Genomic DNA, 14,206 nt, shown 5'->3' with positions numbered 1-14,206 from the left:
CACCATGAACGCTGCGACGAATTTCTTGTACCGCCAAATCACCCACATTGGGCGCGGCCTCACCTTGGCCCAAGGCCTACAGATGCGCCTGTCGGGGGAAGAAAATATTCCTGATGACGGCGGTGCCGTCCTCGTGTGCAATCACACCGGGTATATGGATTTTCTCTTCGGTGCGTTCATTGCCTATCGCAAAAAGCGTTTGGTGCGCTTTCTGGCCAAGGCCAGCATCTTTAGTGCCCCGGGCGTGGGTGCCCTGCTGCGCGCCATGGGGCACGTGCCGGTAGATCGCATCGATGGCAAAGAGTCCTTGCGCAAGGCGGTGGAGCTTGCCGAAGCCGGCGAGCTCGTCGGCGTCTTTTCTGAAGGCACGATTTCCCGCAGCTTTGAAATCCGCAGCATGAAAACCGGCGCATCCCGCATCGCTTTTGAAGCCGGCGTGCCGGTTGTCCCGCAGGTGATGTTCGGTTCGCAGCGCCTGTGGACGAAGGGCCACAAGAAGAACTTGGGACGCACCAAGACTCCGGTCTTTATTACCGCGCTCGAGCCGTATTACCCCACCGGGGATCCAGAAGCCGATACCGCAGAAATCCGCCGCCGCATGCAGGAGGGCTTAGAAGGGCTTTGGGAGGATTATGAGGCGGAGTTCGGCCCGATGCCCGCCGGCGAATATTGGGTTCCCGCGCGCAAGGGCGGTTCCGCCCCGACGCTGGAAGAAGCCGAAGCGCGCGACGCGGAGGTGGAAACGGAGCGGCACCGGGTGCGTCGTTTGCGAGATGACCTGGTAGGGCTCAAAGAGCGCGTTTCCGTTTCCACCGTTGAACTCGTGCGCAACCACATGGCCTCTGCCAAAGGTAAGGAAGGCCAGGAAGAACACGTTGGCGACGAGCCCCAGGAAAAGAAGCACATCGCGGCCGATACCTTGGATTGGGTCAAAACCAATCTCAATGCCGTGGTGGAGGAGGCGACCCGTGGCTTGGATGAAGGCAAGGATAAGGTCGCCGATGTCATGGCGCAATTGAAGTCCGACGTAGCGCAGGCCCAGGCCTCTATTGCCGCAAGCAGCAAGGAGATCTGGGAAGGATCCGTGGTAGAGCAAGGACTGCTCGCCGCAGCGACCCAATCGCGGCTGATCGTTTCCCGCCTGCCGCACCGGCTCAAGGCCCAGTTTTCTGATATCCCGCGCGTAGTGGTGGCGCACCAAAGCGCACTGAACTGGGAGGACGATGCCCTGACCCCGCGGTTGAAGGCGGCGCTAGAAGGCATCTACCCCGCGGCGGAGGTACTTATCGTGGTGTCGTGCGATGCGGATCTCGATGTCCCGCAGGCGGTGTGGCATATCGAGCTTGATGAGCAGGCCGAAAAGCTGCTCGTGGACAAGGAAGCGATGAAGGTTACCTCGGCCACGGCCGCCGCCGGCGTGGACTGCATCCTAGATGATTTGGACGCCAAGCCGAGCGAGACATTGGTCTTTGGTAATGAGCCAGGGGATGAAGAATTCTTGAATCACATCCCGGTCGTTGCTCTAGAGACCGCACCCATCGAGGTGGTCAAGGAGGCGCAGGCTGTGACGTATTCCGCCGAGCGCGCAGGTATGTCCGAGGTTTTGGAAGCGATGGCCCGGCTACAAAAAGATTAGCCGGGCGCAAACGTTGGCGTTACCACCCCCGCAGGGGGGTGGTTTTCCTTTTGGGTGTCTAAGCAAAGGGCGGAAATTGACTGCTTACGGGGCCGGAAGTTACGTGTGAGAAACCTCTAGTGAATGTTTAACCGGTGACCTCTAGCATAGGAGATAGGAGATATTGGCTCTATTTTTCAGAGTGCAATAGTCGCCATCATGAATCATCCAAAACCTGCTTTTAGCTGTGCTTACGCCATCTCATTCATTGTTTGTCGGAGCAAGCACACATGAGCACCAAGGAAGGAGATGCGGTCTCTAATGACCCAGCAAAGCAACCAATCCTTTAACCCCGAATATTTTGAAAATGTGTGGAATGGCTACGCGGATGAAGACTATGACGTCGTCATCATCGGTGGTGGCTCCGTAGGTGCCGGCGCGGCACTAGATGCAGCAACCCGCGGTTTGAAGACTGCAGTGCTGGAGTCCCGCGACTTCGCCGCAGGTACCTCTTCCCGCTCTTCCAAGATGTTCCATGGTGGCCTGCGCTACCTTGCAATGTTTGACTTCCGCCTCGTGGCAGAGTCCCTGAAGGAGCGCGAGCTCAACATGTCCACGTTGGCTCCCCACCTAGTCAAGCCGCTGAAGTTCATCTTCCCGCTCACCCACCACGTATGGGAGCGCGTCATGATGTTCGGCGGCTTTACCCTGTATGACCTCATGGGTGGTGCAAAGAGCGTGCCGATGCAAAAGCACCTCACCCGCAAGGGCGCCCTCAAGGTCACCCCGGGCCTGAAGGAAGACGCCATCGTCGGCGGCGTGCGTTACTATGACACCTTGGTGGACGATGCTCGCCACACCATGACCGTGCTGCGCAGCGCCGCTGAGTACGGCGCCGATGTGCGCACCAATACCGAGGTCATCGGCTTTGACAAGGATCGCGGCGGCCGCGTAGTTGGCGCCAAGGTCCGCGATACCGCCACCGGCCGCGAGGCCACCGTACGCGGTAAGGTCTTCATCAACGCCACCGGTGTCTGGAACGACAAGATCCAGGAGCTGGCCGGCGTGGAAGGCAAGTTCACCGTTCACGCTTCCAAGGGTGTGCACATCGTTGTGCCTAAGGATGCCCTGGATGCAGAAGCAGCACTGTGCTTCGTGACCGAAAAGTCCGTCCTCTTCGTCATTCCATGGGGCGATTACTGGATCATCGGTACCACCGATACCGATTGGGAAAAGGGACTGTCCCTTCCGGATCCCGCCCCCACCAAGGCGGATATTGACTACATCCTGGATCAGGTCAACCAGCGCGTGCGCCGCCAGATTACCCGCGATGACATCGTCGGTGTCTACTCCGGTCTGCGCCCGCTGCTGTCCGGTAAGTCTGACTCCACCACCAACCTGTCCCGCAACCACGCCGTGGCTCGCGTAGCCCCAGGCATGGTGTCCGTTGCCGGCGGTAAGTACACCACCTACCGCGTCATCGGTAAGGATGCAGTTGACCTGGCCGTGGAAGAACTCGGCGGCAAGGTGCCGGAGTCCATTACCGAGCACACCCCGATCCTGGGTGCTGCCGGCTACCACGCGCTGGCCAACCAGATTCCTACCCTGGCCCGCCGCTACAACCTGAGCGAGGACTTCATCGAGCACCTGCTTGGCCGCTACGGATCACTTTTGGGCGAGGTTCTGGCACCTGCGCAGGATGATGAGTCCTTGCTCGAGCCCGTTCCTGGCGCAGAGTCCTACCTCTGGGCTGAGGTGCGCTACGCCGTCACCCACGAGGGTGCGCTGCACTTGGACGATATCTTGACCCGTCGCCTCCGCGTTGCCATCGAGTTCGGTGACCGTGGCGTCAACGCAGCTCCTGCTGTTGCGGACTTCGTTGCTCCGCTGCTGGATTGGAGCGAGGATGACAAGCAGCTCGAGGTGGATACCTTCACCAAGCACACCGAGGCCGAGCTGGCTGCCGAGGCAGCTGTAACCGACCGCGAAGCTAACGACATTCTGGTCCGCGCTGGCTCCGCTCGTCCGACCGAGACTCAAGGATAAGGGGAGGCGCTAATGGCTGGATCTGACGCATTTTTGTGGGAGTTTATCGGCACCACGTTGCTGATGCTTCTTGGTAACGGCGTGTGTGCGCTGGTAAACCTCCGCACTTCGGGTGCCCGTGGCTCCGACTGGATTGTCATCGCCTTGGGTTGGGGCATGGGCGTCTTCGTCGGCGCCAGCGTCGCTGACCCAACCGGCGGTCACTTGAACCCTGCGGTAACGCTTATGCTCGCGCTCAATGGTTCGCTCGAATGGAACTTGGTTCCGTTCTACGTGCTGGGCCAAATCCTGGGTGCTATGCTCGGTGCTTTCCTGGCATGGGCCGCATTCAAGCAGCTCTTCGATGCGAATAACTACGACGAAGAGGGCAATGTCACCGGTGCCAATTCTGAAACAGCGGGGATCTTCCTCACTGCCCCCGCTCACCCACACAATGGCTGGAATACGGTAACCGAGTTCATCGCCACCTCCGTATTGTTGATGTTCATCGCCTTCGGCCCTGCCGGCGGCGAGCTGGGACCACTGAGCTACTTCGGTGTGGCGTTCGTTGTTGTCGCCGTCGGTCTGTCCCTGGGTACGCCTACGGGATACGCCATCAACCCGGTCCGTGACTTGGGTCCACGCTTGATGTACGCCTTCGTCCTGCCCATTAAGGACAAGGGCAGCGCTAATTGGGGCTATGCTTGGGTGCCGATTGTTGGCCCGCTGCTTTCAGCCGTCGCCGTTGGTCTACTGTCCATTGCGCTTTAATCCAACCCTAAACAGGAGAAATTAGACACATGAGTGATAAGAAATACGTCGCAGCTATTGACCAGGGAACCACCTCAACCCGCTGCATCATCTTCGACCACGATGGCGATCAGGTATCCGTGGGCCAGCTCGAGCACGAGCAGATCTTCCCAGAAAAGGGTTGGGTAGAACACGACCCGCAGGAGATCTGGAGCAACACCCGCCGTGCTGTGGGGGAGGCTTTGGCCAATGGCGATATAACAGTAGAAGATATCGACTCCGTCGGTATCACCAACCAGCGCGAAACCACCGTTGTGTGGGATAAGGACACTGGCGAGCCCGTTTACAACGCCATCGTCTGGCAGGACACCCGCACCTCCGCTATCTGTAAGGAACTGGCTGGTGAAGAGGGCCCGGATAAGTGGCGCCGCCGCACCGGCCTGCTGATCAATTCCTACCCCGCCGGCCCGAAGGTTAAGTGGATCCTCGACAATGTCGATGGCGTCCGCGAGCGCGCTGAAAAGGGCGAATTGCTCTTCGGCACCATTGACTCCTGGCTGCTGTGGAACCTGACCGGCGGTGCCGAGGGAGACGGCGATATGGAAGCGCTGCACGCAACGGACGTGACGAACGCTTCGCGTACGCTCCTCATGGACATCGAAAAGCTGGAGTGGGACGAAGAACTGTGCAAGGAAATGGGCATCCCGATGTCCATGCTGCCGGAGATTCGCCCGTCCCTGGGTGATTTCCGTACCGTTCGGGAGCGCGGTTCCCTCGCCGGCGTACCTATTCGCGCCATCCTGGGGGACCAACAGTCCGCTATGTTCGGTCAAGGCTGCTTCCGTGCTGGTTCCGCGAAGAACACCTACGGCACTGGCCTCTTCCTGCTGCTGAACACCGGTACCACCCCGAAGTTCTCCGATAACGGTCTGCTGACCACCGTCTGCTTCCAGCGCGAGGGCGAGCGCCCCGTATACGCACTGGAAGGCTCCGTATCCATGGGTGGCTCCTTGGTGCAGTGGCTGCGCGATAACCTGCAGCTCATTCCTAATTCCTCTGCCATTGAGAACCTGGCTCGGGAGACCAAGGACAATGGTGGCGTTTACATTGTTCCGGCGTTCTCCGGCCTCTTCGCCCCGCACTGGCGTCCCGATGCCCGCGGCGTCATCGTGGGCCTGACCCGCTTTGCCAACCGTGGACACCTGGCCCGCGCCGTCCTCGAGGCAACCGCTTACCAGACCCGCGATGTGGCAGATGCCATGGTGGCGGACTCCGGTGTGGAAATCACCGAGCTGCGCGTGGATGGTGGCATGACCACCAACGAGCTGCTCATGCAATTCCAGGCTGACATCTTGGGCGTTGAGGTACACCGCCCGAAGAACATTGAGACCACCGCAACCGGCGCCGCTGTTGCTGCCGGTTTGGACAATGGCTTCTGGGAAGACCTCAGCATCCTGGATACCCAGCGCGGTGACCTCACCGTATTCAAGCCCAAGATGGAGCAAGAAGAGGTAGATTACCTCTACGGTGAATGGAAGCGCGCTATCAAGCGTTCCTTGAACTGGGAAGACTCCGATGAGGATGAGTTGGACTTCTAAGTCCTGAAGTAAACTCGCGGGTATGGATACTTTCCCTACCCGGGCCCCTCGGCTCATCGCGAGTGATATTGACGGCACCCTGCTGGACCGCAATCATCGCGTCCCGCGTCGCAACCGCGACGCAGTGGCGCGGGCGGTGCAGCAGGGTGCTTATTTTGCTTTGTCCACCGGCAGGCCCTTTCGCTGGATAGAGCCGGTGCTGGAGCAGCTCACGGTGCGCCCGGTATGCGTGACCTCAAATGGGGCGGTGCTCTATGATTCCGCGGAAGACCGCGTGCTATCCGCGCGGGAGCTTTATCCAGACGCGCTAGAAGAGGTGGTGACGGTAGCGCAGCGCGTCCTCGGCGCGGTTGGCTTTGGCGCAGAGCGGGCGGGCGGTTCGCTTGCCGATGCCCCCGATCAGCTCTTCGTGGTCGACCCTCACTACTCCGAAAATGCCCTCTTTGAGGGCTTTGGCGTGGTGAGCGTGGGCGAACTGGTGGCGCAGCCAGTGGTCAAGCTGCTTATCCGCAATACGGATTATTCTGCGCCGGAACTCTACGACTTGATTGCTCCACATATTGATCCGGAGCTGGCGCATATTACCTATTCCATGCAGGAGGGTGTATTAGAGGTCGCGGCCCCCAATGTCACCAAGCGCCGCGGCGTGGAGTGGTTGGCTAAGCAGCATGGGATAGCGCAGGAAGAGACCATTGCTTTTGGGGATATGCCCAACGATATTGAGATGCTCACCTGGGCCGGTTGCGGGGTGGCAATGGAAAACGCCCTCCCGGCGGTGAAGGCGGCCGCTGATGCGGTCACCGTGGCCAACCACCAGGCGGGCGTGGCGAAGGTTTTGGAGCGCTGGTTCTAACTCCCGCTCCACGGGGAGGCTAGTCGGTGTAAATGTCTACCTTTTCGGTATCCATGTTGTAGACAATCTCGCCGCCCTGGAACTGGACGCGGATCTCCTTGCCGTCTTTCATCTCGTTTGTGGTGGGCAGCCCTAGCTTGGAAGCGTTATCGCCTTCCGCCCACTTCTTGGCAATCTCTCCGGTCAAGGCCTTTGCACCAGAGTCCTCAGAGGAGAGGACCACACCGTTTTTGAAGAGCTGGTACATAATCTTGCCGGAATCGGTGGTGTCCGGTCCGCCAACGGCGAGACCCAAGACTGGGCCAAAGGCGTTCAGGACGGAGGTCCAGGATTCCTTGAGGCCTTCGTTATTAGAAAGCTGCACAACCTTGTTGACGATCTTCGGAATCTCGCCGACGGTAAGCTCACCCGCAACCTTCTTATCGGCATCCGGCTGCGCTACGCGGTCATTGGCAACCAAGACGCCGAACACGGTGGCGGCGATGCCAGCCAAGGCCTGGATGGTCGATACTGGGACATCGACACCAGCGATGGAAGAGGTGGTATCTCCCGAGGTGGAATGATCGCCGCCACTCGATGGCGACTTCTTATCCCAGTTCATTGCTGCGGAGTTACCGCCAGCCTTAACAGCGTCGTACTTCTTTTTGGTGTTCTTGCGGATCTCGTCCCAGTGCTGCACGGTGTAGCGACCCGGGCACTGGGTGTAGTGGAAATCATTGTGACCGCTGAAGGCAGGCACGGTTGCCTGCGCACCGGCTGGAAAGCGGGAGCCGCCAAAGCCGCCAGAGGTCAGGGTAGCGGTGCCCGTGGGATCGATGCCGGAAATTGCTGCCTTCCACCCGGCAATTTCTGCCACCGAGTTCAGCATCTTCTGTGATGGCTCCTCAATTTCGTAGTTGCCAATCATGGAAATACCCCAGTTATGGGAGTTGAAGCCACCAACGTGTGCGCCCTGGACGGCCTTGTCCAGCCCGCCGTAGCGGCCCTCGTAGATGGTACCGAACTTATCCACGAGCACGTTGTATCCAATATCGCACCAGCCCAGATTCTGGGCGTGGTACTCGTAGGCAGCGCGAACCTGTGCGGCAGCCTGTGCCGGGGTGTAGTTATTGGAGCCCGCGGTGTGGTGCAGCGTCATCGCCTTGATGCCGTCATCGTAGGTGGGCTGTTGGCAGCGCTTGGATTCATCGGCGCCCCACCCAGAGCGGGACACTACCTTGGGCATGCCATCGGTGGCAGCAGTAGGTTCGATGGCTTGGCCTTCTTGGGCATTGCCGTCCATAAAGACGGCATCCAGGTCCGACACGGTGGTGCGGTCGGTGTTGTTTTTATCAGCTACAGGGGCGATATCGCCGACGTTAGAAGGCTGTGAGGCGGCGCGGTTGGCATCCGCAGCGCCGGCTGCTTTATCGGGCAACTCAGCATCGTCATCCAGGTTGGAACCGGTTACTAGGTCTACATTGGCCATGGATACCTGCACATCGTTGGTATCGCCCACGTAAATAAGCTCGGTACCGTTCTTGCCATCACCGTAGTTCATGGCATCCATATCGAACCACTCGCTCCAGGAGCCGTCCTCCTGCTTGGAGCGGACGAAGGAGTGCACGTCGCGCTTGCCCTCCCAGGTCACGGCGAACATGTTGAACGCCTCGTCGCGGTGGAAGTGCTTGACGGCACGTGGGCCCTCGCCATCGCCTTGCGCTGCTACGGCGGGATCATCAACGACGACGGAGTCGGCGTTACTAAAGCTTTCTGAGGCGTTTTTCACCTCGATGGGTCCGCCAGAACCGGAGTCCTGGGTTTTAAGGACCTGCTGGCCGCCGAATGCGGCCGCCATGACGAGGGCAATGGAGGAAACCGTCGCGATGACGGGTGTGGTCCACGTTGACCTCGTGGGGACTAGTCGACGTCGTTGCTTCACTCTATTCTCCCTGGGTTGAGTAAGTGCCGATGTAGCTGTAAAAACGGTAGCCAAAAGTTAACAGTTGATAGTGATGCTACGAGTGTGACAACTGTGAATCTTGTTGCGACACGCCGATGACCCGTGTTCCCCTCTGGAGTGCAATAAAGTGGAAGCCATGACTTCTTATGACCTCATCGTTGTTGGTTCCGGATTCTTTGGCCTGACCGTTGCGGAAAGGGCCGCTAGCCAGCTGGGAAAGAAGGTGCTCATTGTTGAGCGCCGCGAGCACCTGGGCGGCAATGCCTACTCCGAGGCGGAACCCACCACCGGAATTGAAGTACACAAATACGGCGCGCACCTCTTCCACACCTCTAATAAGCGCGTGTGGGAGTACTGCAACCAGTTCACCGATTTCACCGACTACCAGCACCGCGTCTTTGCCATGCACGATGGCACCGCCTACCAATTCCCCATGGGGCTGGGGCTAATCAACCAATTCTTCGGCCGTTACTACTCGCCCGATGAGGCCCGCGAATTGATCAAGGACCAAGCCGGCGAATTCTCTGCGGATGAGGCCAAGAACTTGGAGGAAAAGGCCATCGCGCTTATCGGCCGCCCGCTCTATGAGGCATTCATCCGCGACTACACCGCCAAGCAGTGGCAGACCGACCCCAAGGAACTGCCGGCCAGCAATATCACCCGCCTGCCGGTGCGCTACACCTTCAATAACCGCTACTTCAACGACACCTATGAAGGCCTGCCCGTCGATGGTTATGCGGCATGGCTAGAAAATATGGCGGATCATGAAAACATCGAGGTCCGCCTGGATACCGATTGGTTCGATGTTCGCGAGGATCTGCGCGCCGATTCCCCGGATGCTCCCGTTATCTACACCGGCCCGTTGGACCGCTACTTCGACTTCGCCGAAGGCGAGCTCGGCTGGCGCACCTTGGACTTCGACCTCGAGGTCCTCGATACTGGCGACTTCCAGGGCACCCCGGTGATGAACTACAACGATTCCGACGTGGACTTCACCCGCATCCACGAGTTCCGCCACTTCCACCCAGAGCGCAAGGACCGTTACCCCTCCGATAAGACGGTCATCATGAAAGAGTACTCGCGCTTTGCCGATAAGGGCGATGAGCCGTATTACCCCATCAATACCCCGGAAGACCGTTCCAAGCTGGAGGCGTACCGCAAACTAGCCGCCCAAGAAGCCAAGCAGAACAAGGTGTTATTCGGCGGCCGCTTGGGCACCTATCAGTACTTGGATATGCACATGGCCATTGGCGCCGCGCTGTCCCTATTCGATAACAAGCTCGTGCCCTTCTGGAACGAGGGCAAGGCCATCGAGCAAGAGCGCGGGCACTAAGAGCTGCTAATCTGCCCTGGGCACGCTATGCTTAGTCACCTCACAGGTTAGGAGGTGACGGCATGGCTCAACGCAAGAAATACACCAAGCCCGGGCACGCGGACCGCAGCATGTGGAAGATGTCCCCGGAGCGGCTCCAGGAGCATTTGAAACTGCGCAGCCGCGCAACGCGCATTCCCGATAAGAAAAAGCAGCAAGCAAAGAAGGCCTGCCGGAACACCCGGCGGGCCTTTCCGCTATTCAACCCAGCTATTATGAGTGCTCGCATCGCTCATTAGGTGCAGTACTGGAAAGTATCTTTATGGTGTTTATTCAGCCCGAAGCCCAAAAATTCCTCGACCTGAACAGGAACTCCCCACAGCTGGACACGCGTACCCCAGAAGAAAACCGTGCCGCCCAGCTGAAGACGGCAGCGGCTTGGGGCAAGAAAACCCCGATGGCTTCCGTATATGAGACTTCGGTGCGCGGTGTCACGGTGCGGGTTTATGTACCGGAGGGGCTCACGCTTTCTGATGCCCCACCAGCAGAGCCCGCCTTCATCTTCTTCCACGGCGGCGGCTGGGTGCTGGGGGATTTAGAAACCACGGATACAACCGTGCGTGATATTGCCGCAGAATCGGGAATCATCTGTATCAGCGTGCACTATCGCCGTGCACCGGAACACCCCTTCCCAGCACCATTAGATGATTGCCGGGCGGTAGTAGACGGGGTGCTACAAGGAGAATTGAGAGTTGGTGTCGATCCAGCGCGCGTTGCCGTGGGCGGAGACAGTGCGGGCGGCAATATCGCAGCGGTCATCGCACAAGAACTCCGCGATCAGCTGGCTCATCAAGTGTTGATCTATCCCGTCATGGATTTATCCACCTTTGACACGCAATCCCATTCGGATTTTAGCGACGGCTACTACCTCACCCGGCGGCGCCTTAACTATTTTTACGATTCTTATGCTGGCGCTGCAGACCGCACGGATATACGTATGTCTCCCGGCAGGAATGGCGATCTGGCGGGGCTGCCCCCAGCGACTGTGATCACCGGTGAACTCGATCCGTTGGTCTCTGAAGTAAGTGACTACGTTGAGCGGATGCTCAATGCGGGAAATGTAGTAAGCTCTATCGAATTTAAGGGCCAGGTCCATCCGTTCGTCCAGATGGGCGGGATTATTTCGGATGCATTGATCGCGCGCACCATTATTGGCAGCGAATTGAAACGTGCGTTGCGAGGCCAAAGCTAAAAGGCCGCGATCTGCCGGAGCTAAAGGAAAGCGCGGCGTGAACACCCAACACTCAACACAACACCAACACAACACTCAACACTCAACACTCAACACAACACTGCACATGTTGAGTGTTGTGTTGAGTGTTATGTGTAGTGTTCACCCATGGTTTCGGGGTTAAAACCCTGCCACCACCAGTTTTGCCAGATTGCGGCCTCCGGGTGCGGCGGTGGAGTGATGGTGTCGTGTGGTGTGTGTATGGAGCTGACGGGGCTAATGCCGTGCAGCGAGTTGATAAACCACAGGGGACATTCCGCAGCGAGTGCTGGGGTCAACGGGCGCTGCGCGGTGGAAATCCCCAATTCTTTGCAGCGGTGCAGGACCTGGCGCAGGGTCACGCTGGGCAGGCGCACGTCGGTGGGAAGCAGGAGCGTGTCGCCGTCCCAGGCGATGAGCGCGCCGGTGGTGGTTTCTGCGATGGCGCCGTGGGCATCGACAATCGCGGTGTCATCGGTGCCGCTTTCCTGATACCGGCTGCGGTAGGCGGCCAGGGCGGGCAAGTCCGGGCCTTTAATGAGAGGCTGCACGCGGGGATCGGGGGCCTTAACGTAGGTAAGGCGCGTGTGGGCGCGCGGAGCCGGTGCGGGCCGGATATCGAGGTATAGCTCGTCGGCTATGAGGGCAATGCGGGGAAAGAGCTCGCCGCCTGAAAGCAGCTCCAGCATGGCGGGAACGAAGCCTGCGGGCAAGGTCCCGGCGGCGGATTCGAAGCGCTCCAAGTGCAGGTGGAGACCGTGCGTGCGGCCTTGCGAATGCCGCCAAGAATCGGCCACGGCGCAGGGGATAGCCGGTGGGGTGCAGGGGATGAAGGCGCCGTCGCGCCAGATATAGGAGCTCATGACCACGCCCCGAGGACCGATTGGGCCTTGAGGTTTCTTTCGGCCAGCTCGGCTGCGGGATCGGAATCGAGGACGATGGCCCCGCCGGCGCCGACGGTGACCTCGGAACCCGCGCGCACCGCGGTGCGGATGACCACGCTGAAATCAGCCTCGCCGGAATACCCGAGGTAGCCCACGATGCCGGAATAGACGCCGCGGGGTCCTGCCTCGAGGGCATCGATAATCTCGCAGGTGCGCAGCTTCGGCGCGCCGGTCATAGAACCGGGCGGGAAGGCGGCGCGGATGGCGTCGAGCGCGGTGGCGCCGGGGCGCAATTGGCCGGTGATCGTGGAGACGAGCTGGTGCACGGTGGCATAGCTTTCCACGTTCATCAACCCCGGAACGCGCACGGTGCCGGGCTCGCACACGCGGGATAAATCGTTGCGCAAAAGGTCCACGATCATGAGGTTCTCGGCGCGGGTTTTGGGGTCATCGCGAAGCAGCGCGGGGTCCTGGTGGGCTGGAATGGTGCCCTTGATGGGCTTGGCCTCGACGCGGTTATCGCGCACGCTAAGGAAACGCTCGGGCGAGGCGCTGCAGATTTCCACGCCGTCGAAGACCAGATGCGCCGCGTACGGTGCCGGGTTGTGCCGGCGCAGCGCAGCATAAATATCGCCGGTGGCCTGCGCGGTATAGGTATCGGTCAGGCATACCTCGTAGCTTTCCCCAGCGTGCAAGAGCTCTTGGGCGCGCTGGATTCGGTCAAGGTAGTCGGTGGCGCGCCAGGCGCCCGCGCTTGCCGATGCCCCCTCGTTTCCCACCTGCCCGCCCTCCAGGGCTGCCTCCAACCGGTCGAGAAGGCCCTGCGCGCCGTCGCCATCCAGGCAGCATAGGTGCGCCATTTGCCGGTGGTGGTCGTAGATAAGGAAGGACTGCGGCCGGATGAAGTAGGCATCGGGATACGGCGAGCGGTGGCGCAGCTGGATGGGCAGGGTAAGCTGCGCGCATTCGTAGCCGAGGAAACCTACCACCCCGCCGGTAAACGGCAAATCCGGCGCGTCAAAGACCTGCGTGGATAGCTCGCGCTCGAGGGCGGTGAGGATATCGGGGGCTTCGCCAAGCCGGTAGCGAAAGGATTGGCTAAGCGGACCGGTGGCATCGCCAAGAATGCTATAGCGCCCGCGCGCGTCGGCGGAGTCGAGGAAGAAGGCGTCGGTGCCGTCTGCCTGCAGCGCCGCGAAGACCCGTGGGCAGTCAATCGCGCCGGGGACCTCGCGGTGGAGGAGGCGAAAACCGCCGAGGAAGTTGCGCAGCAGGGTCGCGCCGTGCCGGGTGAGTACCGATTCGGGGTGGAATTGCACGCCCCAATGCGGCAGGCCATCGACCTTGAGGGCTTGGACGGTGCCATCTTCGCTGCGGGCGTGCACGGTGATGCCCGGGGCAGGCTCAATGTGCAGCGAGTGGTAGCGCACCGCCTGAAAGTTCTGCGGGATGGAGGCGAAAATCCCCTCGCCGGAGTGGCTAATGGTGGACACGAAGCCGTGGCGCGGTTCGGGCGCGCGGCGTATGCGGGCGCCGGCGAGCATCGCCAGCCCCTGGTGGCCAAGGCAGACGCCGAGCAGGGGGATTCGCGCTGCGGCGGCCGCCTCGATAACGCGCCGGGACATGCCGAAGTCGTTGTTTTCCTCCGGGGTTCCGGGGCCAGGGGAGATAACCACGTGGCTGAATTCGCCGGCGCGCACGCGATCTGGGATGTCGGCGGCCTCGCCCGCGGGAACGACGAGGGGCTCGGTTCCGGAGACCTCAGCGATGAGGTGCGCAAGGTTAAACGTGTACGAGTCGTAATTATCAATGAGCAGGATCATCAAAGGCAGAGTCTATAGCCCAGTGCGCCCCACGCGTAACTTGCTCCACGGGAGGTCTAACTATTGGGTGATGACCAACTAATTGACGTATGTCACACTACGTTGTAAAGTTAACTTTAAGTTAACAACAAGCA

At 60.0% G+C, this 14,206-nt stretch carries 11 protein-coding genes; 8 read left to right on the top strand and 3 right to left on the bottom strand.

The window, feature by feature from the left end; translation table 11 throughout:
* Window positions 1-4: 4 nt before the first annotated feature.
* The 5 genes from HMPREF1257_RS09440 to HMPREF1257_RS09420 all read left to right on the top strand — a co-directional run bounded on the left by HMPREF1257_RS09440 (window position 5) and on the right by HMPREF1257_RS09420 (window position 6,841).
* The gene (locus HMPREF1257_RS09440; protein WP_023024339.1) at window positions 5-1,636 is read left to right on the top strand and encodes a 1-acyl-sn-glycerol-3-phosphate acyltransferase; all 1,632 of its coding nucleotides are present in this window, start codon (window positions 5-7) and stop codon (window positions 1,634-1,636) included.
* 300 nt (window positions 1,637-1,936) lie between these two features.
* Entirely contained in the window at window positions 1,937-3,661 is a 1,725-nt protein-coding gene (locus HMPREF1257_RS09435; protein WP_034659536.1) for a glycerol-3-phosphate dehydrogenase/oxidase, read from the top strand.
* A 12-nt stretch (window positions 3,662-3,673) separates the two neighbouring features.
* Entirely contained in the window at window positions 3,674-4,411 is a 738-nt protein-coding gene (locus tag HMPREF1257_RS09430) for an MIP/aquaporin family protein (RefSeq protein ID WP_023024334.1), read from the top strand.
* Between the two features lie 29 nt (window positions 4,412-4,440).
* Complete coding sequence (gene glpK / locus HMPREF1257_RS09425; RefSeq protein WP_023024332.1) at window positions 4,441-5,988, top strand: glycerol kinase GlpK; 1,548 nt, start codon at window positions 4,441-4,443, stop codon at window positions 5,986-5,988.
* A 22-nt stretch (window positions 5,989-6,010) separates the two neighbouring features.
* Window positions 6,011-6,841, top strand: coding sequence for a Cof-type HAD-IIB family hydrolase (locus HMPREF1257_RS09420; protein WP_023024330.1), 831 nt, complete (start codon window positions 6,011-6,013; stop codon window positions 6,839-6,841).
* A 19-nt stretch (window positions 6,842-6,860) separates the two neighbouring features.
* Here the strand turns inward: HMPREF1257_RS09420 and HMPREF1257_RS09415 are convergent, their stop codons facing one another.
* Window positions 6,861-8,762: an N-acetylmuramoyl-L-alanine amidase gene (locus HMPREF1257_RS09415; protein ID WP_023024327.1), complete on the bottom strand. Its 1,902-nt coding sequence runs from the start codon at window positions 8,760-8,762 to the stop codon at window positions 6,861-6,863.
* 157 nt (window positions 8,763-8,919) lie between these two features.
* Here HMPREF1257_RS09415 and glf point away from each other — a divergent pair, with 157 nt between their 5' ends.
* The 3 genes from glf (at window position 8,920) to HMPREF1257_RS09400 (ending at window position 11,347) form a co-directional block, all read left to right on the top strand.
* Entirely contained in the window at window positions 8,920-10,116 is a 1,197-nt protein-coding gene (gene glf, locus HMPREF1257_RS09410; RefSeq protein ID WP_034659538.1) for a UDP-galactopyranose mutase, read from the top strand.
* A 62-nt stretch (window positions 10,117-10,178) separates the two neighbouring features.
* A complete protein-coding gene (locus HMPREF1257_RS09405) occupies window positions 10,179-10,394 on the top strand; it encodes a hypothetical protein (protein WP_023024323.1) in 216 nt (71 codons plus the stop codon).
* A gap of 23 nt (window positions 10,395-10,417) precedes the next feature.
* A complete protein-coding gene (locus HMPREF1257_RS09400) occupies window positions 10,418-11,347 on the top strand; it encodes an alpha/beta hydrolase (RefSeq protein ID WP_023024321.1) in 930 nt (309 codons plus the stop codon).
* Window positions 11,348-11,475: 128 nt separating this feature from the next.
* Here HMPREF1257_RS09400 and HMPREF1257_RS09395 read toward each other — a convergent pair whose 3' ends face one another.
* Complete coding sequence (locus HMPREF1257_RS09395; protein WP_023024319.1) at window positions 11,476-12,228, bottom strand: aminotransferase class IV; 753 nt, start codon at window positions 12,226-12,228, stop codon at window positions 11,476-11,478.
* The gene (locus HMPREF1257_RS09390) at window positions 12,225-14,072 is read right to left on the bottom strand and encodes a chorismate-binding protein (RefSeq protein WP_023024317.1); all 1,848 of its coding nucleotides are present in this window, start codon (window positions 14,070-14,072) and stop codon (window positions 12,225-12,227) included. Before HMPREF1257_RS09390 ends, HMPREF1257_RS09395 begins: the two co-directional genes overlap by 4 nt.
* Between the last annotated feature and the right edge of the window lie 134 nt (window positions 14,073-14,206).

The sequence above is a fragment of the Corynebacterium sp. KPL1814 genome (assembly GCF_000478175.1).
Classification (GTDB): Bacteria; Actinomycetota; Actinomycetes; order Mycobacteriales; family Mycobacteriaceae; genus Corynebacterium.
Note: the sequence above shows the minus strand (reverse complement) of the source record. Positions and strands in the feature narration are given on the sequence as shown.